Source organism: Brevibacillus invocatus (assembly GCF_003710915.1).
Taxonomy (GTDB): Bacteria; Bacillota; Bacilli; order Brevibacillales; family Brevibacillaceae; genus Brevibacillus; species Brevibacillus invocatus.
In genome coordinates this window covers 1-24,932 of sequence record NZ_RHHR01000003.1, presented here as the reverse complement: position 1 = coordinate 24,932, position 24,932 = coordinate 1, and the positions used below count along the sequence as shown (strand labels likewise).

19 protein-coding genes are annotated in these 24,932 nt (G+C 49.5%); 11 read left to right on the top strand and 8 right to left on the bottom strand.

Features of this window, described 5'->3' with window-relative positions:
- Nucleotides 1-36 precede the first annotated feature (36 nt).
- Nucleotides 37-2,196, bottom strand: coding sequence for an exo-beta-N-acetylmuramidase NamZ domain-containing protein (locus tag EDM52_RS00925; protein ID WP_122907164.1), 2,160 nt, complete (start codon nucleotides 2,194-2,196; stop codon nucleotides 37-39).
- A gap of 231 nt (nucleotides 2,197-2,427) precedes the next feature.
- Between EDM52_RS00925 and EDM52_RS00920 the strand changes: the two genes are divergently transcribed.
- The 7 genes from EDM52_RS00920 to EDM52_RS00890 all read left to right on the top strand — a co-directional run bounded on the left by EDM52_RS00920 (nucleotide 2,428) and on the right by EDM52_RS00890 (nucleotide 11,018).
- Entirely contained in the window at nucleotides 2,428-3,204 is a 777-nt protein-coding gene (locus EDM52_RS00920) for a copper amine oxidase N-terminal domain-containing protein (protein WP_122907163.1), read from the top strand.
- Nucleotides 3,205-3,276: 72 nt separating this feature from the next.
- Nucleotides 3,277-3,900, top strand: a complete 624-nt coding sequence (locus EDM52_RS00915) for a YhcN/YlaJ family sporulation lipoprotein (RefSeq protein ID WP_122907162.1) — start codon at nucleotides 3,277-3,279, stop codon at nucleotides 3,898-3,900.
- Nucleotides 3,901-4,057: 157 nt separating this feature from the next.
- Nucleotides 4,058-7,261 (top strand): AfsR/SARP family transcriptional regulator, encoded by a 3,204-nt coding sequence (locus EDM52_RS00910; protein ID WP_122907161.1) that lies wholly within the window; start codon nucleotides 4,058-4,060, stop codon nucleotides 7,259-7,261.
- Nucleotides 7,262-7,422: 161 nt separating this feature from the next.
- The gene (locus EDM52_RS00905) at nucleotides 7,423-7,995 is read left to right on the top strand and encodes a TetR/AcrR family transcriptional regulator (RefSeq protein WP_245996413.1); all 573 of its coding nucleotides are present in this window, start codon (nucleotides 7,423-7,425) and stop codon (nucleotides 7,993-7,995) included.
- A 64-nt stretch (nucleotides 7,996-8,059) separates the two neighbouring features.
- A complete protein-coding gene (locus tag EDM52_RS00900) occupies nucleotides 8,060-9,250 on the top strand; it encodes an HlyD family secretion protein (RefSeq protein WP_122907159.1) in 1,191 nt (396 codons plus the stop codon).
- Nucleotides 9,243-10,418, top strand: coding sequence for an ABC transporter permease (locus EDM52_RS00895; RefSeq protein ID WP_122907158.1), 1,176 nt, complete (start codon nucleotides 9,243-9,245; stop codon nucleotides 10,416-10,418). Before EDM52_RS00900 ends, EDM52_RS00895 begins: the two co-directional genes overlap by 8 nt.
- 93 nt (nucleotides 10,419-10,511) lie before the next feature.
- Complete coding sequence (locus EDM52_RS00890) at nucleotides 10,512-11,018, top strand: DUF3907 family protein (RefSeq protein ID WP_122907157.1); 507 nt, start codon at nucleotides 10,512-10,514, stop codon at nucleotides 11,016-11,018.
- Between the two features lie 44 nt (nucleotides 11,019-11,062).
- Here EDM52_RS00890 and EDM52_RS00885 read toward each other — a convergent pair whose 3' ends face one another.
- The 6 genes from EDM52_RS00885 to EDM52_RS00860 all read right to left on the bottom strand — a co-directional run bounded on the left by EDM52_RS00885 (nucleotide 11,063) and on the right by EDM52_RS00860 (nucleotide 17,238).
- Nucleotides 11,063-11,656 carry an NAD(P)H-dependent oxidoreductase gene (locus EDM52_RS00885; protein WP_122907156.1) on the bottom strand — a complete coding sequence of 198 codons (594 nt, stop codon included), beginning with the start codon at nucleotides 11,654-11,656 and terminating at the stop codon, nucleotides 11,063-11,065.
- Between the two features lie 49 nt (nucleotides 11,657-11,705).
- Nucleotides 11,706-13,100, bottom strand: coding sequence for a S8 family peptidase (locus tag EDM52_RS00880; RefSeq protein ID WP_122907155.1), 1,395 nt, complete (start codon nucleotides 13,098-13,100; stop codon nucleotides 11,706-11,708).
- 76 nt (nucleotides 13,101-13,176) lie between these two features.
- Nucleotides 13,177-13,950 carry a Cof-type HAD-IIB family hydrolase gene (locus tag EDM52_RS00875; RefSeq protein ID WP_057133883.1) on the bottom strand — a complete coding sequence of 258 codons (774 nt, stop codon included), beginning with the start codon at nucleotides 13,948-13,950 and terminating at the stop codon, nucleotides 13,177-13,179.
- A 95-nt stretch (nucleotides 13,951-14,045) separates the two neighbouring features.
- On the bottom strand, nucleotides 14,046-15,161 hold the full coding sequence (locus EDM52_RS00870) for an ABC transporter ATP-binding protein (protein ID WP_122907154.1): 1,116 nt from the start codon (nucleotides 15,159-15,161) through the stop codon (nucleotides 14,046-14,048).
- Between the two features lie 109 nt (nucleotides 15,162-15,270).
- Nucleotides 15,271-16,275 carry a PucR family transcriptional regulator gene (locus EDM52_RS00865; RefSeq protein ID WP_122907153.1) on the bottom strand — a complete coding sequence of 335 codons (1,005 nt, stop codon included), beginning with the start codon at nucleotides 16,273-16,275 and terminating at the stop codon, nucleotides 15,271-15,273.
- Between the two features lie 57 nt (nucleotides 16,276-16,332).
- Complete coding sequence (locus EDM52_RS00860; RefSeq protein ID WP_122907152.1) at nucleotides 16,333-17,238, bottom strand: metallophosphoesterase; 906 nt, start codon at nucleotides 17,236-17,238, stop codon at nucleotides 16,333-16,335.
- 164 nt (nucleotides 17,239-17,402) lie between these two features.
- Here EDM52_RS00860 and acsA point away from each other — a divergent pair, with 164 nt between their 5' ends.
- The 4 genes from acsA to EDM52_RS00840 all read left to right on the top strand — a co-directional run bounded on the left by acsA (nucleotide 17,403) and on the right by EDM52_RS00840 (nucleotide 23,673).
- Nucleotides 17,403-19,118, top strand: a complete 1,716-nt coding sequence (acsA, locus tag EDM52_RS00855) for an acetate--CoA ligase (RefSeq protein ID WP_122907151.1) — start codon at nucleotides 17,403-17,405, stop codon at nucleotides 19,116-19,118.
- A 154-nt stretch (nucleotides 19,119-19,272) separates the two neighbouring features.
- On the top strand, nucleotides 19,273-20,676 hold the full coding sequence (locus EDM52_RS00850; protein ID WP_183184751.1) for a sigma-54 interaction domain-containing protein: 1,404 nt from the start codon (nucleotides 19,273-19,275) through the stop codon (nucleotides 20,674-20,676).
- Nucleotides 20,677-20,875: 199 nt separating this feature from the next.
- Nucleotides 20,876-22,225, top strand: a complete 1,350-nt coding sequence (gabT, locus tag EDM52_RS00845) for a 4-aminobutyrate--2-oxoglutarate transaminase (protein WP_057133810.1) — start codon at nucleotides 20,876-20,878, stop codon at nucleotides 22,223-22,225.
- Nucleotides 22,226-22,248: 23 nt separating this feature from the next.
- Nucleotides 22,249-23,673 (top strand): aldehyde dehydrogenase family protein, encoded by a 1,425-nt coding sequence (locus EDM52_RS00840; RefSeq protein WP_122907150.1) that lies wholly within the window; start codon nucleotides 22,249-22,251, stop codon nucleotides 23,671-23,673.
- 79 nt (nucleotides 23,674-23,752) lie between these two features.
- Here the strand turns inward: EDM52_RS00840 and EDM52_RS00835 are convergent, their stop codons facing one another.
- Nucleotides 23,753-24,796, bottom strand: a complete 1,044-nt coding sequence (locus tag EDM52_RS00835) for a flavin-containing monooxygenase (protein ID WP_122907149.1) — start codon at nucleotides 24,794-24,796, stop codon at nucleotides 23,753-23,755.
- Nucleotides 24,797-24,932: the final 136 nt, after the last annotated feature.

The window sequence follows — 24,932 nt, the reverse complement described above, 5'->3', positions numbered from 1 at the left end:
GAAAGCGGGTTCTCCAATTTCGATCGTGGTGCGCCCTTACTTGACTGTCGAGATCGTTTGGCGATCAGGGGAGATGGCTTCAAAATGATACCCTTTCTCCTTTAAGAACTGCATAACTTGCGGCAAGGATTGAGAGGTAGCGGATTTGGTAGCCGTGTCGTGCATCAGGACCACGATTTCTTTCTGGTTTTTGACCTGTTGCTTGATCTGCGCCAGCGCTTCCGTAGCCGTATAGCGATTGCTCCGAGCATCCCCATTGGTGACATTCCAGTCGATAAAGGTAAGACCGCGTTTGTTGGACTCTTCCTTGATGGCTGCCATGACGGTATGGTTATTGTTGTAATGCTTGGGATCCTGATATTTGAGACTGATCGTGTTGGTGCTGCCGCCAGGATAACGGAACAGTGCAGGCTTTACGCCTGTGGCGTCTTCGATAAGTTTGTTGCCCTTTTCCATATCTGCAAAAAATGCGTCTACACTCTCATACAGATATCGGTAATCATGCGAATAAGAGTGGCCGCCCAGGCTATGGCCTTCTGCTACAATTTGCTTCAGAATCTCCTCGTTGCCAGGGATGCTTCGACCTACTACGAAAAAGGTAGCTTTCGCATCAAAGGATTTCAACGTCTCCAGGATGTGTAAGGTGACAGGTGAAGGACCATCATCAAACGTCAGATAGGCGACTTTTTCTGCAACAGGTGGAGCCGGATTCTGGTTCGGGGCAGGTGCAGCAGCCTTCGCAGGTGGTGACTCTGGCGTTGGCGTTCCTGGTACAGGTGTTGATGCAGCAGGCTGCTGTACTTGTGGCTGGGACGGTTTTGAACCATTCGTCTGATCAGGTTGCACGCTGCCTTCGCTTCCCGGCTTGGCAGGATTAGGTACCGCTGGCATCGCGTCGGGCTTTGGAGCCGTTTCTGTCATATTCCCATCTGCTTCCGGTGTCTGAATAGGCGTAGGAGCAGGAGAAACATGCTGTTTCAAGGAAATCGGCATAGTTGGGTAATAATGCTCTTCATTGTAGATCAGATAGGGCACACGCAGCGATAAGAATTGTGCAAGTTGCGGTACGTAGGTTGCCTCGATTTCCTTCGGACTGGCTTCTTGTTTGAGCATTTCTCCGACCTTGCTCGTTCCCATTCTGAGGTCAAAGAGAGTGTGTTCAGAACTGCCGGTTTGGATCACAACATCACTGAGCTTTTCCGCATGAGCAAGTGCGTAGATTCCCGTCTTTGCTGGATTAAACAGTCTTGGATCGATGATCTGGATGCGCACCCCACCGGCTGATTCTCGTTCTTCTGGAAAGAAAACTACTCCCGGCAGCAGGCTGGCATTCATCAGATCGGCAAATTGATAGGCGTCAATTCCTTCAGCCCCCATCCAATTGTAGCTGTCATCGTGCTGCAGATTGGTTCCTTCTCCGATCCCTGTGGCCAGATAGCCCAAGACGGCATTCAGATCCGGTAGCTGTGGAGATGGTGGGAACCAGACGAGTCCGGTCTCCTGATACGTCATGCTGCGTTTGTAGCCAGCCATCGGGATGACGGTCACATCCGCACCAATAGTTCGGTTGAAGAAAAGGGCCAGTTCGCCGATTGTCATGCCGTGCGTCAATGGCAATGTGTCCACCCCGACTTCTGAAAGGAAGGCAGGATCTAAGACCGGGCCATCGACGATCATTCCACCAAGCGGGTTTGGACGATCCAGGATGATAATGGGCTTATCGTGTTCTTTTGCGGCCGTGATGCAAGAATGAATGAGAGATAAATAGGAATCATGGCGGGTTCCGATATTTTGCAGGTCCACTAGCAAGATATCCATCGATTGAAGCATCTCTTTTGTCAGCTGAGGCTCTGGACCTGTCAGACTATGTACTGGAACTCCATACACAGGATGCAGATAGGTTGTGTTCGGGTCGTCTGGTGGTGTTTTTCCGTTCAGCCCGTATTCAGGTGTAAATAGTGCCGTCAAGGTGACGGAGTAATCCCGTCGGATCATGTCGATCGTGCTGACACCACTACCGTTTATACCGGTTTGATTGGTGAGGAGTCCCACTTTTTTGTCTTCAATAACCTGGTGAAATTGAGTAAAAAGTACGTCGCTTCCCAATTGAATGACAGAAGTATTGGCGGAACTTCCACCCGGGGGGATGATCGTTAATAACAGGGCCAGGATGAGGAAAGGAAGTATTTTTTTCATAAGTCTCCGCCTCTTTCGGGGTGAAAATGTCGTCGTTGTATGTCTATTGTAACGGTTTTTTGTAGCAAGATGGTTTCATTTTTGTAACAATTTGAAAATAGTTCGAACGAACGAGGTATTAAGGATCAAGGGATTGAAAAGGTAGAGGGAATATCAGGAATTGCTTGAAACGAAGAACGGCGTATAGTAGATTAAAAAACGAGCCATTTTATTGGAACGGAGTGAGAATAGATGAAAAAATTAACGGCGTTTTTGCTTGCAGTGGCGTTGGTGCCCATGGCTGCATTTTCTCCCGCTGCTTCGGCTGCAACTGCGATTAAAGTCGAGTACAACCAGAAATCAATCGTTTTCCCGGATCAAAAGCCAATCTTGCAGAATAATCGCACGCTGGTGCCGATTCGCCCGATCGCTGAGAGCCTTGGCTTTGATGTCGATTGGAATGAGGAAACACGTACGGTCTTGATCAAAAAAGGGGACGATCAGGTCAGACTCGTCGTATCCCAGAAAATAGCCCGTAAAAATGGCGAAACGGTTAAACTGGATGTTCCTGCCCAGATCGTGAATCAACGCACGATGGTTCCCGTCCGTTTTATCGCGGAAGCACTCGAGTATGAGGTCAATTGGGATCAGCAGGCACAAGCCGTCTTGATCGCAGACCAGGCGACTGACGCAAAAGTGGATGATCCGAAAGAACAGCCACAGGAACAAAAGCCTGAAGCGCCTAAAGCACCAATAGAGACAGACGAGGTAATCGTCGATTCTGAATCCATCACTGCGAAGAGTGCGAATCTGATGGGACTTGGTGTTTACTCCATAACTGGAAAGACAGACCCAGATTCCGAGCTGACCGTTACATTGGATGATAAGGATTTCGATGTGAAAGTGGAGTCCGATGGCAGCTTCAAATTTGAACTGATGGACAAAATCATTGTTGATTATTACAAAATGACAGCCACGAAAGACGGCGAAGAACAAATTGTTGAAGGCGTATTTACGAAACGAAACTAACCATCAAAAGGAAACAGAACGCTGAGTAAGAACACCTCCTGCACACCAAACTATGGGCAGGAGGTGTTTTGGGTGAAACAAGTTGTAAAGGGTACATGTGTATGTCTCCTCGTAGTCGGGCTACTATCTGGCTGTTCACCGAATAAACAGATGGGAACGGAAGACCGAAATGGAAATCAGGCAAAGTATGATGCATTTGGTATCAATCTGAGCAACGACAACACCGGAACGGATAAAGGGCCTGCAGGCATGATCGGGCAAAAAATCGTACACAATCGTGAGCCACAACTGGTGGCTAGGCTGGAAAAATTTGCTGAAGATCTGCCTGGAGTAGTGGATATCAAGGTACTGGCTTACAAAGATACGCTCCTGGTAGGTGTTCTGCCGATCGATACGCCAAAGCCTGACGAAGTAAACCCCCATCCCACTATTCCTCATCGACCAGGATCCATTGTTCGCATCGATAATGGTCATACAGATTCCCTGCAAAAGAAAGTAGTGGATCGGATGCGCGTACGACTGGCGACTCAATCGCGGTTCAATATCTTATATGTAAGTACGAATCCGGCAATCTATGATAGGATTTCGAATTTGCACAGTCAGATTGAACAAGGCGGTGAGGTCAGTGACGAGGCCTTCCAAGTCTTGATCAACGATATCGGCTACACGGTAAAAGGGTATAATCTCGTTGATTAACAGGCCACCTGTTGACTAGGTGGCTTTTTTTCAGTGGCAAAGCCAGGATCAGGACCAAAATGCGAAGAGGTTCTATCTTGTCCAAGGCAGGATTATGAAGGCAGATGGGGAATACATTTTTTTAAAGGAACAGGAGAATCGGTGAGGAGTGCAGCAGATGGATATGACACAAGTTTCTCTAATGAAAATTACCCCTCCTATGCAAAAGACATATGTGCTGCGTCGACCCGCTTTGGCAAAAAAACTGCGGTTGATTTCGCATGCCTCCGTATGTCTGATCCATGCCGAGATCGGTTACGGAAAAACGACCGCTCTATCCACTTATCTAACTGATGCCCGGATTAGCGCCAGCTGGTATTTCCTGGGTGAAGAAGATGCGGATTTTAATTGCTTTTTGTTCGGGTTATTGCATAGCATACGTCGGAATCAGCCTGAGTTTGGTCACATCCTCCTGGAAAAGCTGACGTTCTCTAGGAGTCAAGTCGAACCGATCAGCTGGCAAGAGATGGCGGAGCTGTTTTTGCAGGAGTGTATTTCGCGTCCACTGTTACCCACTATTGTACTGGATCACTATCAACAGGTGCAGATGGGAAGCGATGTCGATCGCTTTGTGCAGCAAGTGGCCATGCAGCTTCCCCCTCAGGGCAAGCTGGTGATTCTATCAAGGATCAGACCAGCCTGGCCTCAGCTCGATTTGATGGCTGTCCGCGGGGAGTGTCTGGAGCTGACGACAGCCGATCTGGCTTTTTCACGTGAGGAGAGCGAAACCTTTTATCTGGATGAATACGATTTGAGTTTGAACAGAGAAGAATGGGATCGTGTCGAGCAGGTCGCTCGAGGGTGGATAATGGCCCTGCGTTCGTTCGGGGAGAGGGTAGCGAGGGGAACCTCCGTATCGGAAAGTCTGCGTGAGCTGTCCCGGTTGATGTATCTGCTTGAAGCAGAGGTATGGGTGAAGCTCGATGAGGATATGCAGGGGTTCTTGATTCAGTCTGCTGTATTCGAAGATTTTGACGAAGAGGATTGCCGACAGGTGCTTGGTGATGCCAGTATTGCTCTTCTTCACGAAGCGTTGCGGTGCCATCTCTTTCTCTCAGAGGACGTAGACGGGAAGCATCATTTTCATCCGTTGTTTCGCAGGCTGTTGGCGAGCAAGCTGGCTTCAGATACCTCTACTTTTTTGCAGGTGAATCATGCAGCGGCCCGCTGGTATCAGCAAAAAGGGGAGACCAGCAAGGCGTTCGAATGTTTACGATTGGCAGAGGATTGGGAGCTGTTGGGCGAATGGCTGGCTCAGACGGCCGAAAATTTGCTCATCAATGGTAAGCTCGATATCTTGTATCATTGGACGAATACGCTTCCTGGCACCATCAAGGATCAGGAGCATTGGTTATGGTTTTATCAGGCTGAAGTAGAGCGCTATCGCTGCATTTACCGGCAAGCGTTTGATTCGTACCAGCTGTTTATTGATCGATGTGAGCAAAAAAACGACCGTCTGGGTCTGTGCCGTGGATTGGAAGGATTGGCTCGCGTCCATCTGGACAGTGTTCAAAGCGTGAGAGCAGAGGAGCTGCTGAAGCGGGCAATCCAGCTTTTGCCGGCAGATATTCCGGAGAAGGACGATGTGGCACCACGACTATACCGGCTTCTTGCGGAGATTTACACCAATCGTGGAGATGCCAAGCAAGCGAGCTATTGGTATCAACGAAGTCAGGAGCTGGAGCAGCAGACCGAGGTGGAGCTGGAATCGCGCCTGCTTTTCCGAACGGGTCGACTTCAATCCGCCATTACTCTGCTGGAGAATAAATGGACATTGGAGCAGACGAAGCACCCAGCTTTGACACGCTCCTATCGAGAAACTTCCTTGCTCCTATCGTTCGTCTTTGCCTTGAACGGGGAATGGGAGAGAGGATGGGCGACGGCTGAGACCGCGATTGAGCTGGGAAGAGCTGCTCATTCTCCTTTCGTCGAGGCGAATGGTTATGTGAGAAAAGCACATGCTGCCCTGATCAGCCACGAATTGCCTTTTGATGAGATTCGCGAGCTCTATGAGAAAGGCTTGCGAATGATGGAGGAGCTGAATTCCACCCGTGGAAAATCAGAAACTCTGCTCGGCTTGACCATGCTCTACGGTAAGGAAAAGGCTTTGGAACAAGCTCTGGAGTATGGCAGAAGAGGGATGCAGGAGACAGAAGCGATGCGTGACGACTGGCTGAACAGCCTGGTTCGGCTAGCTGTAGGGATTGCCTATGCAACCAGCGGCAAGGAAGACGAGGCGAGGGAAGTGATACGGGATTGCGCGGATCGCCTTAGTCATTGCGGCGACAGCTTCGGGGTCGTCATCTGCCAGCTTTGGCTCAGTTACTTGGCTTATCAAAGCAAGCAGTGGGAGCTGTTCATCCCTGCGGTGACGCATGCTATGTCCTTGATGCAGTCTGGCGAATACGATTTTCTGCTGCAACGGCCTACGATGTTCACGCCGCGTGATGTGCAGAAGCTCATGCCGATTCTGATCGAAGCCAAGCGCAGGCAGGTTTCTCCGGATTATGTCTCGCAGCTCCTGAGTGACTTAGGTCTGCAAAACGTCAGCTTTCATCCTGGCTACACACTGCGTATCCAAACGTTAGGCCAGTTTCGCGTCTGGCTGGGCGAGCAGGAGCTATCAGACAAGGCATGGCAGCGAGGCAAGGCCAAGCTTTTATTCCAGCTCTTGATTACGAAGCGGCATCATTTGCTTGCACGTGAAGAGATTATTGCACAGTTGTGGGACAGTCTAGATGACGAGTCCGCCCTGCGTGACTTCAAGGTAGCGCTGAATGCTGTCCATAAAGCATTGGAACCGAATCGAGCAGCTCGCACAGATGCCTTTTTCATTCAACGTCATGGTGGATCGTATGGCTTTAATCTGGCATCAGGCTACCATATCGATGTAGAGGAGTTTGATCGTTTGGTTACGATGGGGCTGGAAGAGCGAGACAGGCACCAGGCGGCCATCCTGCTGGAGAAAGGGTTGGGGTATTATCAAGGTGTGTACCTGCCAGAGTGTCGATATGAGGAATGGTGTCAGACCGAACGTGACCGGTTGCAGGTTTTGTTTTTACGAGGCGCGGAAAGGTTGGCTCGTATTGGCCTGGAACGTCAGGAGTGGGAAAGAACCATACGCTGGTGCGAGGCGATCCTGCGTGTGGATGATTGCTGGGAAGAGGCTTATCGCCTGCTGATGAGTGCTTATTTTCTGCAGAACAACCGAACTCAGGCCATTCGTTGGTATGAAAAATGTGTAAACAAGCTCAAGGAACATCTCGGTGTTGAACCGATGCCTGCTACCGAAGCAACGTATCGGCAAATCATCGACGAATGAAAGGGGATTGTCCCAAGTGTCAGAAGCTGACCTTGGGATGATCTCCTTTTTTCGTGCGGAATGATTACTTGCTTCTTGACGAATCTTGGAAGAACGTCTAAACTAATTTTTGTACTGACCAGTCAGTTCAATTCGAAAACGAACGTAGGAGTGTGGGAGTGATGTCCTCAAAAAAAGACCTTATTGCGCAGGGTGCGCTAAAAGCCTTTTCTCAGTACGGGTATAGTGAAACGACGATGGATAGCATCGCCGAGATGGCCCAGGTGGCAAAAGGAACCCTGTATTATCATTTCGCTACGAAAGAGGAGCTATTCTGGTACGTAGTCGAAAGAGGCGTGAAGATGCTGATCTATTCTGTGGACAGCGTGATACAAAATGATGCTCTTTCCCTTGAGGATCGCATGATGAGTATATTGGATGGTCATCTTCACTTCTTTTCCGAGAATCGGGAGCTTTGCTTTCTTTTGTTGAGTATTTTCACCACGGATGAACAACGAAATCAGTTTGCCGGCAAGCTCCTGACCAACTATTTCTCGACGATGGAAATGTACATGAAGGACTTGAAACAGCAAGGGTACATCAAGCAGGATGTTGATATTCAGACACTGGCGTCCGCCATTTTCGGAATGGTAGGATTCACAGCCTTGCGCAAACAATTTCGGAATGAACCGGTCGATATTGAGGCTAGCAGACGAACACTTCTCTTGATGCTTGATGGTGCACTGCAAGCGTAGAAGTGTCGATAAAATTCGAGAGTTTTATGTGATGAATATGTACGAGTGAGGGGAAACAAGAGAGATGAAGAACAAACGAGCTTGGATAGGGGTAACAGGATTTGTAGCTTGTATAGCAGTACTGGGTACGCTTTTGATGGGACCTGGTGTAGGCAATGTCGCGGGGCATTCCCAAACGATGACAGGTGTAGTAGAGGGGACAGAAGTGGATCTTTCCTTTAAAATGGGAGGTTCGATCGAACAGCTCAGCGTGGCAGAAGGCGATGAGGTCAAGGCTGGACAATTGGTTGCGACCTTGAGCAGCGACGAGCTTCTCGCCAAGAAAGAACAGGCGCAAGCGGCCTATCAATTGGCACAGGTCAAGCTGGAACAAGCCAAAAAGGGCGTTGCTTTGACGGACAGCTCCAGCAGTGCGCAGGTCGACCAGGCGCAAGCGGTAGTAGCATCGGCCAAAGCCCAACTGGACGCCAACAAAAATGGAGCGCGTCAGGAAGAGATCTCCCAGCTGAAAGCTAAGCTGCAGGCGGCTCAAACCTCCAACGAAATCGCTGCAGCCAATTTGGATCGGATGCAGAAGCTGCTGGTCGAAGGGGCTGTTCCGCAGGTAAAAGTGGAAGAAGCGCAGATGCAGTACGAGAAAGCACAGGCTGAGCTGAAGGCAGCGGATGAACAGCTGAAAATGGCCCAATCCGGAGCGCGACGCGAACAGGTAGACGCCTCACAGGCTCAGCTGGATCAGGCAAAAGCGGCTTATGATCAGGCTGTAGCCAGTCGTGGACAGGTAGGCTTGAAGCAGCTGGATGTCAAATCTGCTGAAGCAGGCGTCCAACAGGCGAAAGGTGCCCTGGATGAGATCGAAGCCTATTTGAACAACACGAAGCTCACTGCCCCGGTCGATGGAATCGTCAAATCCATCGCTGTGCAAAAAGGCGAGCTGGTTGCGCAAGGCTTCACGGTGGCCACCATTCAGGTCAAAGCGGATAATTACGTCAAATTTTATGTGAATGAATACGCCTTGGCGAATTTGAAAACAGGAGATTCGGTCAAGCTGTCGGTACCTGCCTTGAAGCAGGAGGTAGAAGGAAAAGTGGTCACGATTGCTCCAGCGGCAGATTTCGCAGTGAAAAAGGCGACACAAGAACTCGGTGATCGCGATATTCGGGCTTTTGCGGTCAAAATAATCGTTTCGGATGCGAACATACGCCCAGGCTTGACTGTGGAGTGGGGGATCGAAGGAGCTGGTCTCGGTGAGTAACTTCTCCCACCTGTTCTGGATGGAATGGAAAAAATTATTTACCAATAAAACAATTCGACTCGTTGTATTCATCGTGCCGATCATGTATCTGACCTTGTTTGGCTTCCTTTACAGTGAGAAAAAAGTCATGTCGATTCCAACTGTTTTCGTGGATTCCGATCATACAGAGCTCAGTCGAGAATTGTATCGTGGATTTGTCGCTGATGACACATTCGGCATGATCGGGAGGGTGGATACCGAAGAGGAAGCGATGTCGCTGGTAGACAAAGGCGAAGCTCAGATCGCTTTGATCGTCCCGCCAGACCTGGAAAAGAACGTCAAGGCAGGCAGGGCAGCGGAAGTATTGACGGTCATTGACGGCAGCAATATCATGATCTCCAACACGGCGGTGCGAGCAGCCAACAGCGTGATCAAAACCGTCTCGGCTGGGGCTACTCTGAAAAAGCTGGAGGCAAGCGGAAGCTGGGGGGAAGAGAGGAAAGCCCTCTATACGGGCATCGATTTTCGTTACCGTGTTTTGTACAATCCTACTTTCAGCTACCTGTCCTTCATGGTTTTCGGCTTAGCTGGCACGGTTCTGCAGCAGGTGCTCTTTTTAGGCATCGCGCTTTCCGTCACACAACAAAAAGAAGACGGCACCTGGCGGGAGACACTAGCCAAATACTGCTTTTGGGAAATTACGGCAAGTAAACTGCTGCCATACTTCCTGGCTGGAACCTTGAATATGTTCCTTGGTTTCACCTTACTACTGAAGGGCTTTGGCATCCCGTATTACGGCAGTACAGTTGACCTGATGATCATTGCTTCATTCTTCAACCTGGCTGTACTGGCGATCGGTTACATGATCTCGTTTATGTTCAAGGATCAGCTGCAGTCTACACAGATTGCGATGCTGATTGCCGTACCTTCCTTCATGCTGTCCGGTTACACCTGGCCCTTTATTTCGATGCCGGGATACATCGCAGCTATTGGTAAATCCTTGCCATTGACCTATTTCTTGGATGGTACGAGAGAAATCTTGTCCAAAGGTCACGGGATATCCTCATTGTCTCAGGACTTGATCATCCTCGCGATTATGACAATGGTTAGCTTGTTTGTTTCATACCTGATCTATCTGTACCAAAACAGGAAAACAAGCCATCCTACTAGCGAATCAGTGGTGGGATAGACAATATTTTCTGAAAAGAAATCCTTGTGTTACAAAGAAACTATCCTTATACTTACTTAAAAAAGGCAGATTCTTCAACGCAAGGGGGACATTATGTCAGCAGCTCATCTGAAACAATTGTGCGAAGAGACGTATACGAAGTTGAAAAAGGTCAGCATGGAATTGGAACGCTATTTGAACCAAGTAACCTTAAACAGCCTCGTGGCTCAGTCAGGTGACCCAGAGGAATATGAATCCTACTATCGCAATTACCTTTCTGACCTGCGGCACTTGCTGGTATACTGTGAAAATGCGTACGAAAGGCTCGGGGTTTCCTTGCGCCGAGCACGATTTAACGAGGAGTTTGCAGAAGAGGTCTTGTATCAGGTGTACCATAGCTGTATTAACAATTTCTACTATCCGAAGGGCGAAGTATACGACGAAGATGGTAGATATGCTTATACGAATCAAGATTCCATTATTTTTCGTAAAAAAGTAACACCTGAACTTGAACAGCTGACTCTATCCCTGTCCAAGGTGTTCGAGCAAATGCGTGACGAGCTCCAATATTACGAAACCGACTATATCACCAAAAAACGGATGCAAGAAGCACAGGCGTAACAGCCTGTGCTTCTTTATTTGTTCCGCTGATTCTTAAATAAGGACTAGACACCGACTGGCTGACGTAATGCAGCGATTTTTTCACCGATCGAATCAAGCATCCCCTTGCGAGTGGCATCATCGACGTACGGAACAGCAGCGAAATTCTGGTAGGCTACCTCATAGCCGATCATCTGGAGAGTGCCCTCCACGATTTGTTTGCTGATTACGGTGTCCATTCCCTGGGCTGCCATTTCTTCAGCAGACTCTCGGGTAGTGGTAAAGACGAGAGCCTGCTTGTTCTTCAAAAGGCCTACGGGTCCATTGGCTTCATAGTGAAATGCGAAGCCGTCTGTAAAGACTCGATCCACATACCCTTTCATGATGGCGGGGGCGGACCACCACCAGACGGGATAGATCATGACGAGCAGATCCGAATCCGTGATGAGGGATTGCTCTTCCTCAATATCACTACTTACATTTCCCTTTTCTACGCGTTTCATGTCCAACTGGTTGAAGACTGGCTGGAAGTTCATCTCGTACAAGTCGCGCACCGTGTAATCGATTTGATGCTTCTCGAATTCATCCGTTACGCGTTTGAGAATCTCATGGTTAAAGCTGGTGTTGCCATCATGCGCGAATACAATGCAAGCCTTCATGGGTAATTCCTCCTCGTTCATGGCCACAGATGCAGCAACTAGATAGGGGTTAAAATCCATTGCGAAGCCGCAGCAGGAATTTGTTGAGCAGGCCTCCGACAGATTTCGGTTTCGATTCTTGCTTGGGTTCTACAGCTTTCAGCTTGCGAATGGTTTGTGCACTGTCAATCATTCCGTATCCGTATAGCTGGTCGTGTCCAGGAGGGCCTAAATCTACAGCCGAATTTCGGATGTGCTCCATGATTTCACTGTTTTTCATGCGCGGATTGACGGAGCGCACCAACGATGCCAGTGCGGCAACATGCGGGCAGGCCATAGAGGTGCCGGACAAGGACGCGTAATCACTGTAGATATAGGTGCTCGGAATGTCTACACCGGGTGCAGCGACATCGATGTAGTCCCCAAAATTGGAGAAATCGGCGCGCTCCTTGAGATGATCGACAGCAGCGACGGAGAGTACTTCCTCGTAGGCTGCAGGATAGCTTGGCTGATCCGTTGCATCGTTGCCAGATGCAGCCACCAGGATGACATTTCGATCATAAGCATAGCGACAGGCATCTTTCAGAGCGGCAGAGGAGGTATAATTCCCGACACTCAGATTGATCACATCGGCTCCGTTATCCGTTGCCCAATAAATGCCCTGAGCGATATCGACTGCAGAACCAGAGCCGTCCGCACCAATGGCTTTGATCGGCATCAGCTTGCTGTTCCAGGACATTCCGGCAATGCCATCCTCGTTGTTTGTTTTGGCTGCGATGACGCCCGAAACGTGGGTTCCGTGACCATTGTCGTCCTGAGGAGTATGGTTGTCTTCCAGGACGTTGTAGCCCTCGACGAGCTTGCCGGCAAACTCGGGATGGTCCATGTCTAAACCGGTATCCACAACAGCCACGATCACATCATTTCTTCCCTTGCTCACATCCCACGTCTGTTCCATCCCGATCAAGGAAAGGTTCCATTGATACTCCGTATAGTACGTATCGTTGGGTTTGCGGTTTGGCAAAAGGAGGTAGTTGGGTTCGGCGTAGACAGAATCCGGGTGCTCCGCCAATTTTTTCATCAGTTCCTTGGTTGAGAGGCTTTTCGATTTTAGGATGAGAAATTTGCCAAAATCACGCTTTATCTTTGCATCCAGTGAGGCGGCCATTTGTTCAATCTTGGCTTGATCCGGTCGGGGATGAAATCTCACTACGATCTCATGCTCCACGTAATGACTCCGGTCCCGCGAATTGTGGTGCAGGGTTTGAATATGTGCTTTCTTCTCCAGATTGCGGCGAATGTCTTTGACTTGTTCAATGTAGTTGATACGCGGAATGGACGCTTCACGGGAAGTGACTCGGGGATGAGGTTCGCGCATCTCCTGTTGGGCGTTCTGGCTGCGCATGGGAACCACGACCAATCCGATCAAGGCAAGGGCAACGACAAGCGGGGGCAAGATGCGCAAAAAAAATCACTCCCTCTATGCTATCTGCTTATAGCGTGTGCATGGAGAGAGTGTTTATGAAGGAAAAAGTTACATTTTAGATCAAACCAAGCTGTTTTAAACCGTGATGAATACCATCTTCATTGACGTGCTGCGTGACCATGTCGGCAAGTGGCTTCAATTCCTCGTGCGCATTCCCCATCGCGACTCCCATGCCTACAAAGGAAAGCATTTCCTTGTCGTTCAGGCCGTCGCCAAAAGCGACTGCATCAGATGCGGTCATGCCGAGATGCCGGAGCATGGCTTCGATTCCGCGGGCCTTGGAGCCTTGAGGCGGCAGGATGTCCAGCACCTGCGGATGCCAGCGTACATAGGAAACCTCCCGATAATTTTCCAGGTAGGGACGTTCCTCTGTTTCGTTGCAATATAGAAAGGCTTGGTAAATCGGCTTTTCCTGCCAATATTTCTGGCGGTAATCAGGGCTGGGCAATTTGAGAAAGTCGAAGGACTCCAGCACATACGGATGGTTTTCTGTATTGGCATAGCACGAATCCGCGCTAAGGAAGACCATAGGGTGATTGTTTTGACCGGCATACATCTCCAAGCGGTCCAAGGTTTGCGAGGCAAGTGGAGTGTGATGAACCAGTCTGCCTTGGTGAACCGTATAGGAGCCATTGAAGCTGACGAATGAATCGATTTCTAGCTGCTGCGCGACCGCTTGCAAATGGTAGGGAGATCGTCCAGTGGCAATGGCGACGTGAACACCGTTCTTTTTCAATTGCTGTACAGCGTGAACCGTGCTAGATGGAATGATATGCTCTGTATTTAACAATGTTCCGTCGATGTCAAAAAAGACGATTTGATAAGACATGATGTTCTCTCTCCACTCCTTTTTACACTCTTCTTTCATGCCGAAAAAAGAGGAAAAGGAATGCCGGGAAAAGACATTCCTTCTCAGTTTGACTATTAGAATACAGCTACTTGCGTCTCACTGTCAAATACATGGCACTTGGACAAATCCAGTCCCAGCCGAATGCTCATCCGGGGCTTTAACCCTTCGCGGGCATCCACGCGGGCGACCATCTGTGTACGCCCAATGTTATTGAAGTAAATATACAGCTCGGAGCCCATGTTTTCGACCACATCGATATGCGCATCAAGCGAGCTTTCGAACGGATTGGCTTCCAGAAATTGATGATCGCTGTACATATCCTCTGGGCGAATCCCGAAAATAATAGACTTGTTTACGTAACCCCGATCGCGGAGAACTTTTGCCTTGTCGTCCGGTAAGCGTAAATGTATGTGCTCGCCTTCAAAGTGCAGCTGGCCGTCCTTTTCTACCAGCCTTCCGTTCAAAAAGTTCATCGAGGGTGAGCCGATAAAGCTGGCCACAAACTGATTGACCGGGTGGTTGTAGATTTCGTGAGGCGTGGCGACCTGCTGAATCAGGCCATCTTTCATCACGACGATGCGATCTCCCATCGTCATCGCTTCTGTCTGGTCATGGGTAACGTAAATGACAGTTGTATTCAATCGTTGGTGGAGCTTGAGGATCTCCGTGCGCATTTGCACACGAAGCTTGGCGTCCAGATTGGAAAGCGGCTCATCCATGAGAAATACCTGCGGTTCTCTGACTATCGCCCTGCCAAGCGCGACACGCTGTCTTTGACCCCCGGATAAGGCCTTGGGCTTGCGGTCCAAGAGATGTGAAATATCCAGGATTCTTGCGGCTTCCTCGATCCGCTGATTGATTTCGGCTTTGGAGAATTTGCGCAGCTTGAGACCGAAAGCCATGTTTTCATAGACATTCATATGGGGGTATAGCGCATAGCTTTGAAACACCATCGCAATATCGCGGTCCTTGGGCGCTACATCATTGACAAGCCGATCACCTATGTACAGATCCCCTTCCGAAATTTCCTCCAAACCGGCAATCATCCGCAGAGTCGTCGATTTGCCACAGCCAGAGGGACCGACCAGAACCAAAAACTCCTGATCATGGATGTCCAAATGAAAATCATCGACTGCGACCACGTTGTTGGCAAAGCGTTTATATACGTGATTCAAGGTTACTTTGGCCAAGAAAAGGCACCTCCTCCATCAAATAAGGCAGGCAGATTCGTTGGTGTCTATCTGTATCGTACTGTTTAGAGGTTCGGAGTACTACGGGTATAATGCACAAAATATTTAGTCAATTCCGACGAAAGAGGAGGTGGAGCTGAAGCAGGACGGCGTCTGGAAAATGGCGCGGATCAAGTCCTGTGGCCTCGGTGATCTTGTCCAATCGATATAAAAGCGTATTTCGGTGCAAGAATAGCTGACGAGCTGCTTCGCTTACATTTAATTGGCGAGCGAATAGGGTTTCAAGGGTTTCTCTTTGTTCATGGGTTAACGGAGAAAAAGGAAGTACAGCAGACAAGCCATCCACTACCTGAGAAAACGTCTCTGGTGAAAGAGTGGATGCCCAGCGCTCCAACGGGTATTGCCAGCTCGCTGCAACCATGATCTTGGGACAAAATCGTTGCAGGGCAAGAGAAAGGGTATGTAATTGGAGAAACGATACTCCAACAGAAGCAGGCTGCTCGATTGGCAGGCTGACAAGCACCCTGAATTTTTCCATCCATTCGCAAGAGAGCATTTCATGTAAACCGAATGCTAATTCCAGAGCAATCTCACGTTCTAGTTTGTTGTCCGTATCCAAATACGAGAGAGGGACGAGCAACAAGCAAAGCTCCGGTTGAAGTGGGACGAGCTGGAGTGAAGCGTCGGCACCGGGAAAAAAATCCTTCAACAGTGGTTGTAGGGCTGACCATTCCATGTCCATGCGGCTCTCCGTCTGGCATCTCTGCAGGAAAAAGCATAGCCGCCGATCACGCCATGCCTGCTCGCGAACGTAGCGAGGGGGCGGAGTAGTAGGGACCTCCAGAAGTTGTACCAACCATCCTGTGAAAGGGTCCACGTTGGATATGGGTGTAAAAAGAAGCTCCAATAAAGAACGGGCAGAAGGATGCCAGTGCTCGGGCTGAATCATGACCCCTATAGTGCGGTCATCCATTCGTGTGACATTGCAGATTTCCCAACCGTCTTTCTCCTGTTCCATATGCAATTGATCGACTTCATGGTTTGAACATTCCAAATAACGTATCGGCAGGTTCGTAGATTGCGCAATTTTTTCGACCTTATTTCGCCAGTCCATGACTGTCCTCCATGCTTTTTTGTGTCGATATAAAAAATCGAGTAAGGCTATTATACCTTACTCGATGGCGAGTGTGGGCGCAGTTTCTTTCGATGTGGCTGCAACAACGGATCGGAACTCCTCGGCTACAGAAGGACTGCTCGTCAACGTGTGCAGCGTAATCTCAGGGCGGGAACGAAGGCGCACATTCAAGCCGGTTTGACCCAATCCTTCGCTGATATAAAACGGACGTCCATCCACACGATGCAAGCCCTTGACCATGTTTAACTTGGGCAGTTTGCCCATCTTCGCGAGATGATACGGCTTGGGCCAATGGATCTGTCCGCCGTGAAAGTGTCCAGAAAGCAAGTAGTCGTAAGGATAATCCTTCATATGAAGCACAATATTCGGGTCATGGGTGAGGACCAATCTCGCACCCTTGTCAGGCACCTGCTGGAACGAACGCGCGAGTCTGCTGCGGCGCGTCGCAAAATCATCGACACCAATGATGTGAAAGGGCTGACCGTGATGATTCAGGGTTACATGCTCGTTGATCAATACATGGCAGCCTAGTCTTTCCAGCTCTGTTTTCAGCTGCGCCAGCTTGGGCGGAGACAGAACGTAGTCGTGGTTGCCAAATACGACGAAGGTTCCGTATTTTGGAGCTAATTGCATAACGGTTTCTACATACGCGACAGCCTTGGGAATATTTTTATGGCGATCCAGCAAATCGCCTGTAATGGCAATCAAGTCCGGATTGTGATCTGAAAAATCAGCAACGATCCGTTTAGCATCGATCGATAGGTTTTCCATATGCAAGTCAGACAAATGCAAAACCGACATCGGTTCATAATCGTCTGGTTTCGGAACGTGTGCAGAAGATTGAAGCGAGACGGAAATATGCTTGGTTTGGAGATCGTGCGTATTTCGGTTTGCGCGCAAATAAAGAAGGGCGACAGCAGCAATAAGGAACATCCAGGTCATTTGTCTGTCACCTCCAGGTTTATTGTCAGCAAGGCTCATTATACTAGATTTTATTCTTGTTTGAAGAAGGTGGATTATGGAAGCAGGAATTTTGACAAAAAGAAAGAAATATTATGAAAGTTGAGTAAAAAAGATTCCATGAGGAGTATAAGGAGAGTGGGCTCATGAAAGTAGAAAAAATCCCAGTAGCACCAGGGAACTTTAACCTGAAAAACTACGACGAAGCATACGCCAACTTCGATTGGGCAGATGTAGAAAAAGAATTTACTTGGTATGAAACAGGTAAATTGAACATGGCCTATGAAGCCATTGATCGTCATCTTTTGACAGAACGCAAAGATAAGACAGCCTTGCTATATAGTGATGCAGTCCGAGAAGAAAGCTACTCCTTTGCCCAGTTGAGTGAATTATCGAACAAGTTTGGTAACGTTCTTCGCAACTTGGGTATTGCCAAGGGAGATCGCGTTTTTGTCTTTATGCCTCGTACGCCGGAGCTTTATGTAAGCGTTTTAGGAACCTTGAAAGTCGGCGCGATTGTCGGACCGTTATTCGAAGCTTTCATGGAAGCTGCTGTGCGCGATCGCTTGGAAAACAGTGAAGCAGTGGCGATCGTCACGACACCAGCTCTCTTGTCTCGCGTGCCTGTAAAAGACCTGCCTGCGCTCAAGCACGTGATTCTGGTCGGAGCAAAGGGAGAATTGGAGGAAGGGCAAGTCAGCTTTGAGGCAGCGATGGCGGACGCTACATCTGATTTTGAGATTGAGTGGGTCGACCGCGAAGATGGCATGATCCTTCACTATACGTCTGGATCGACAGGCAAGCCAAAAGGCGTACTCCATGTTCATAATGCCATGATCCAGCACCTGCAGACAGGTAAATGGATTGTGGATCTGCAAGAGAACGACGTATACTGGTGCACGGCAGACCCGGGCTGGGTGACTGGCACTTCCTACGGGATCTTTTCACCTTGGTTAAACGGTGCTACGATGGTTGTACGGGGTGGAAGATTTACGCCGGAGGACTGGTACAAAACGATTGAAAAGTACAAGGTAACGGTGTGGTACAGTGCCCCGACAGCATTCCGAATGCTGATGGGAGCTGGCGACGAAGTGATCAAGCAATTTGACCTCTCCAGCCTGCGCCACGTCCTGAGTGTCGGCGAACCCCTCAATCCAGAAGTCGTATACTGGGGACTTCGGGCCTTTAACCACCGGATTCATGACAACTGGTGGATGACCGAGACGGGTGGTCAACTGATCTCCAACTTCCGCTGCATGGAAATCAAACCTGGCTCTATGGGCAAACCATTCCCAGGTATTTACGCCGCGATCATCGACGATCAGGGCAATGAATTGCCGCCAAACCGGATGGGGAATCTTGCCATTCGCACAGGCTGGCCAGCGATGATGAGACAGATTTGGAGCAATCCAGCGAAATACCAGGAGTATTTCAATATTCCAGGATGGTATGTTTCGGGCGATTCTGCTTACAAGGACGAAGAAGGCTACTTCTGGTTCCAGGGAAGAATCGATGATGTCATCAACACTTCCGGCGAACGCGTAGGACCATTTGAGGTCGAAAGCAAGCTGGTTGAGCATCCGGCAGTAGCGGAAGCAGGTGTCATCGGCAAGCCTGACCCGGTACGCGGGGAAATTATCAAAGCGTTCATTTCTCTGCGCGATGGATTTGAGCCAAGTGAAGAACTGATGGAAGACATCCGTAAGTTTGTGAAGGAAGGACTTGCTGCCCATGCAGCACCGCGTGAAATCGAGTTCCGTGACAAGCTTCCGAAGACTCGTTCTGGAAAAATCATGCGCCGTGTTCTGAAGGCGTGGGAATTGGGTCTTCCGACTGGCGATCTCTCCACGATGGAAGACTAGACGATCAACCGTACAAAGCCATCTCTCATTTCCGGGAGATGGCTTTTCCGTAAAGGCTGCAATCAGGCCATCGATACCTTTCAGACAAGGGATTGACGACCGTACGCAGATGGTGATGCTGTTCAACAACATGAGGAAACGGTGGTGTGATTTCATGCACGTCTACCAGCAAATCGAGCAAGAAGAATCTTGGCTCAAGCAGGTACTGGAGGGGATTGTCGAGACCTCTCGCGATCATCTGATCATCACGGATGGCGAAGGATTCATCCGACTGATTGGGGATTCCTGTGAAGAGATGTACGGCAGAAGCAAGGAAGAGCTTTTGGGGCGTAATGTGATCGAATTGGAGGAAGAAAAGATTTTCTACCCTTCTGTCACCCACATGGTTATGCAAAAGCGAATCCCGCAAACGATCCTGCAGGAAACCAGAAAGGGCCAGCAGTTGATGGTCTCTGCCTATCCTATATACTCTACAGAAGGAAAATTAATCGCGGTCGTCAATTATTCACACGATCTGACTGAGATTCTGGAATTAAAGCAGCGCTACGAGAGTATGAATCAACAGCTGAAACAGTTCGAGAGCGAGATAGTAGAGCTGCGCGAAAAGAGTCAGGATGGTGTCGTCGCCGTAAGTGAAGCCATGCTTGCGATCAATCGATTGATCAAAAAAGTGTCTGTCGTCGATTCGAATGTCCTCATTCTCGGCGAATCTGGCGTAGGGAAAAATGTGATCGCCAAGGATATTCACCGCAATAGTCGCCGCTCAGGTGGACAATTTGTCGAGATCAACTGTGGCTCCATTCCAGAGGGACTTCTCGAATCTGAGCTTTTTGGGTATGAAGCTGGATCTTTTACCGGTGCAGGCAAGACCGGAAAGCAGGGTATTATCGAGATGGCAAATGAGGGAACCCTTTTTCTGGACGAATTGGGGGAGCTGCCGCTCACCTTGCAGGCCAAGCTGCTGAAGGTGATTCAGGAAAAACGGCTGCAGCGAATCGGCAGTACGACTTATCGCGAAGTGGATTTTCGCTTAATCGCAGCGACGAACCGCAATCTGGAAGCGATGGTGAAGGAAGGGAAGTTCCGACAGGATCTCTATTTCCGGCTGAACGTCGTGCCGATACAAGTGCCGCCTCTTCGGGAGCGTCCTGAGGATATTGCAGCGCTAATCAGGGTCGTGCTGCGCAACCTGAACGAGCGTTACGGACTGGATAAGCGATTGGATGGAGCTACGACGGCTGCATTGCTGCAGTATGACTGGCCGGGGAATGTTCGAGAGCTGGAAAACGTACTGGAGCGCATGGTGGTCACAACCGACGAGGATAACATCACGATTGCTCATTTGCCGCCAGAGGTTCGGACAGGATACTCGGAACAGACGGAAATCGACCCGATGATGACCAGCTTTTCGCTGAAGGAAGCGCTGGAGCAGGTGGAAGAAAAGTGGATGAGGTATGCCGAAGAGCGATGCAGGACTACGGCAGAGATGGCCCAAATGCTGGGAATCAGCCAGCCTTCTGTCGTTCGCAAGCTGCAAAAATACCAAATTCGCCATTGATTCATAAATGAATTCATTAATTCAATATTGAATCGAGATATTCGGCGATTTTAATTCAAATTTGGATAACGGGGTGGAAAGGATGCCAAGACAAAGAGCTTTTATCGGGTTTTAGTGCTTGGCATGCTTTTTGCATTAATAAAAAGCTGAAGGTATTCATCAATCTTAATTCATTTCCTATCTAAAGGAGTTGGATCGAATGTCCAAACAGCGTAAATTCGTCAATGTATCTGCAGGTGTGCCAGGTCCTAAGGGCGCGTCTATTATTGCCAGAAGAGAAAAAGCAGTACCAAGTGGTGTCGGAAACAACACACCAGTAGTCGTTGAGACGGCATCTGGAGCTTTGCTTCATGACGTAGATGGCAATACGTACTTGGATTTTGCTGGTGCGATCGGCACTATTAATGCGGGGCACTGTGCTCCCGAGGTCGTAAATGTGCTGAAGGAACAGCTGGACAAATACATCCATACCTGCTTCCACGTAGCCATGTATGAGCCATACGTGCAGTTGGCTGAAAAGCTGGCTGAAATCACGCCGGGCAGCTTTGAAAAGAAAACGATGTTTGCCAACAGTGGAGCGGAAGCGGTAGAAAACGCGGTAAAAATCGCACGCAAATACACAGGTCGCCAAGGAATCGTTTCCTTTACTCGCGGTTTCCATGGTCGCACCCTTTTGGGAATGTCCCTGACGAGCAAGGTGAAGCCTTACAAATACAAAATGGGTCCATTCGCACCAGCAACCTACAAAGCCCAGTTCCCTTACATGGCAAACAAACCAGTGGGGATGACGGAAGAAGAATACGCTCAATACTGCGTCAATCAATTTGAAGACTTCCTTCTGACAGAAGTGTCCCCTGAGGAATTGGCTGCGGTGATCATGGAGCCGGTACAAGGAGAAGGTGGCTTCGTTATTCCTCCAGTCTCTTTTGTCCAAGGCATCTACAACATTTGTAAAAAACATAACATTCTCTTTATCTCTGATGAAATTCAAACAGGCTTCTGCCGTACTGGTTCGATGTTTGCGTCCACGCACTTCGGGATCGAGCCTGACATCATCACCATGTCCAAATCCATCGCAGCAGGTGTGCCAATCAGTGCGGTTACAGGGCGTGCGGAGATCATGGACGCACCGACGGCAGGAGAAATCGGTGGCACGTACGGCGGCAGCCCACTCGGTTGCGTAGCGGCTCTGGCTGTCATTGAAAAAATGGAGCGTGAAAACCTGGCAGAGCGCGCACAAATCATTGGTGATACGATCCAAAAGCATTTCCGTGACCTGCAAAAAGAACTCCCTGTAATCGCAGACGTACGTGGTCTCGGAGCGATGTGCGCAGTAGAGTTCGTAGATCCGCAAACCGGTGCTCCGGCGAAGGAATTGGTAGGCAAGCTGACAAAAGGCTGCTATGAAAATGGTGTCGTTGTCCTGTCTGCTGGTGTGCACAGCAACATTTTGCGCTTCCTGACACCTCTGGTCATCACAGATGAGCAACTGCAGGAAGGCTTGGACATCATGACCGATGTTCTGAAAGGCATATACGTAACCAACTAATCTCTCGCATGGGGTGAAGCAGGATGAAAAAACATTTGTTCATCAATGGAGAATGGAAAGAAGCAAAGGAGTACCAACCCCTGTATTCTCCTTTCTCTGGCGAACTCATCGCAGAGATTGGGCAGGCGGATGCAGCGGATGTAGATGAAGCGATCGAAGCTGCGGGTAAAGCAAGCAAGGATATGGCGAAAATGCCTGCGAGCAAACGGGCTGCGATTCTGGAGAAAGCAGTCGCCATTATGGAGGCGCGTCAGGAGGAACTGGCGCAAATCCTTGCAACAGAAGCAGCCAAACCGATTCGCACAGGTAGAACGGAAATCGCGCGGACGATTCAGACCTACAAATTCGCTGCTGAGGAAGCAAAGCGGATACATGGCGAGACGATTCCGCTGGATGCAGCACCTGGCGGAGAGGGGAGACTTGCGTTTACGGTCCGCAAGCCTATCGGTGTAGTAGGGGCAATCACGCCGTTTAACTTCCCGTTCAATCTGGTAGCCCACAAGCTGGGACCTGCATTTGCAGCAGGGAATACGGTCGTGCTGAAGCCAGCAAGCCAAACACCGCTTAGCTCCCTCGTGTTGGCGGAAATTTTTACAGAGGCAGGCTTGCCAAAAGGAGCCTTGAACATTTTACCTGGAAAAGGTGCTATCGTTGGTGAGAAGCTCGTCCAGGATAACCGCATCGCGGCCATCACCTTTACAGGTAGCCCGGAAGTAGGCATCGCGATGAAAAACAAGGCTGGATTGAAGCGGGTAACACTGGAGCTTGGCTCCAATTCAGCCCTGATTATCGATGAAACGGCAGAGATCAACCAAGCTCTGATCGATCGCTGCGTCATAGGCGGCTTCTCTTTCAGTGGGCAGGTTTGCATTTCCTTGCAGCGCGTTTATGTGCATGAGAGCAAATACGAGGAATTCCTCGGGGCGTTTAAGGCAGCAGCTGAAAAGCTGGTGCTCGGAGATCCACTGGAAGAAGCGACTGATATGTCCTCGCTTATTTCTCCCAAAGACCATCAGCGTATGACGGACTGGGTGGAAGAAGCGATCTCCAGAGGAGCAAATGTGGTGACAGGCGGCAAGCCGGTTTCTGACCGTTTGTTTGCTCCAACGATCTTGACGAACGTAGCGCGTGACATGAAGTGCTCGTGCCAGGAAGTTTTTGGCCCTATCGTGGTAGTGACACCTTTCCAAAGCTTCGATGAGGCGATCGAGAGCGTGAATGACTCTCGATACGGTCTGCAAGCCGGTATTTACACCAAAGACATCCACAAGGCGATGAAAGCAGCGGACGAGATGGAAGTTGGCGGCGTGATGATCAACGACGTTCCGACCTTCCGCGTAGACCACATGCCGTATGGCGGTGTCAAAGAGAGCGGCTTTGGACGCGAAGGCATCAAGTATGCGGTTGAAGAAATGACCGAATTGAAGCTGATCACGATCAAGCTGTAAGTCTTCGGATGGTCAATTAAAGAAAGCGAGCCTGAAACGGGCTCGCTTTCTTTGTGTTACTCGATCAGGATTGTTCTCGCTAATCCATATGTTGAATCAGATAGCCTGCATCAGCACCAACACCTCCCAGCAGAGCGGAGGTGCGACTATGCTGCCAAGGCTGACCGATATAAAAGAGGCCTTTAATCGGGGAAATCCCTCTTTCGTGAAGAGGGCGTCCTGCATCGTTCAAGGCGCCAGGTACGTGCAGCCACTCATAGCTGGGACGAAATCCGGTTGCCCAAATGACATTGGAGAAGCTGGCTTGTTCCCCATCAGAAAACGTAGCGAGGTCACCTTGTATGGAGAGTGTACGCTCGGCAATCCGCAGCTTTCCAGACCGTTCCAGCTCTCGCATCTGTTTTTCATAGCCAAAGATCGGATCAGGTCGCTGCTTCCATCGCTTTCCGATCCAGCTGGTACCTGGGAGCGTCAAAAGACCCGCTGCTTTCAGCAACCAGAAGATCGACACCCCCATGATCGTGATGGGAAGGAAGGACCGTGACTGTCCCATCGACAGGATAACCGGACGAGAAGCAGCCAGTTCTACCGCAATTTGCGCCCCGGAGTTTCCACCGCCCACGACTAAGACGGGACCCGGCTGCAGCTGCAGCCCATTTCGGTAATCAGCTGTATGCAGAGAAACGATGTCTTGGGCAAGCTCCATATGTTTGTCCGGAATGTACGGGGTATGAAAGGGGCCAGTGGCAATGACGACAGAGGGAGCGCTCAGCACTTCATCCGTCGTGAATACTTGGAAGCCTGACTCCGTTTTCTCTACACGTACCACGGTTTTTTCCGGCATGATCGGCAATTGGAAATGGTTGGCATAAGCTTCCAAATAATCAGCCGTTTCATCTTTCGTAGGCAATTGATTCCGATCTCCAGAAAAAGGGAAGCCGGGAAGGTCATTGAAACGACGAGGAGTAAACAAGACCAGCGTGTCGTATCGTTTGCGCCAGCTATCGCCGACACGTGCTTGTTGATCTATCATGACAAACCGTTTATTCATCCGTTGCAAATAATAGCCCATCGCAAGTCCTGCCTGACCGCCACCAATCACGATCGCATCGTAATCGAACATGTGATATCCCTTCTTTTCTTCAACTGTTTAGGAATATCATACCAGATATATTCAAACGTTCAAGTGTGTATTTGAATGAAAGGTGAAAAATGACATGATTACATAGATTCGCATATAATCACTAGCGTTGCATAAA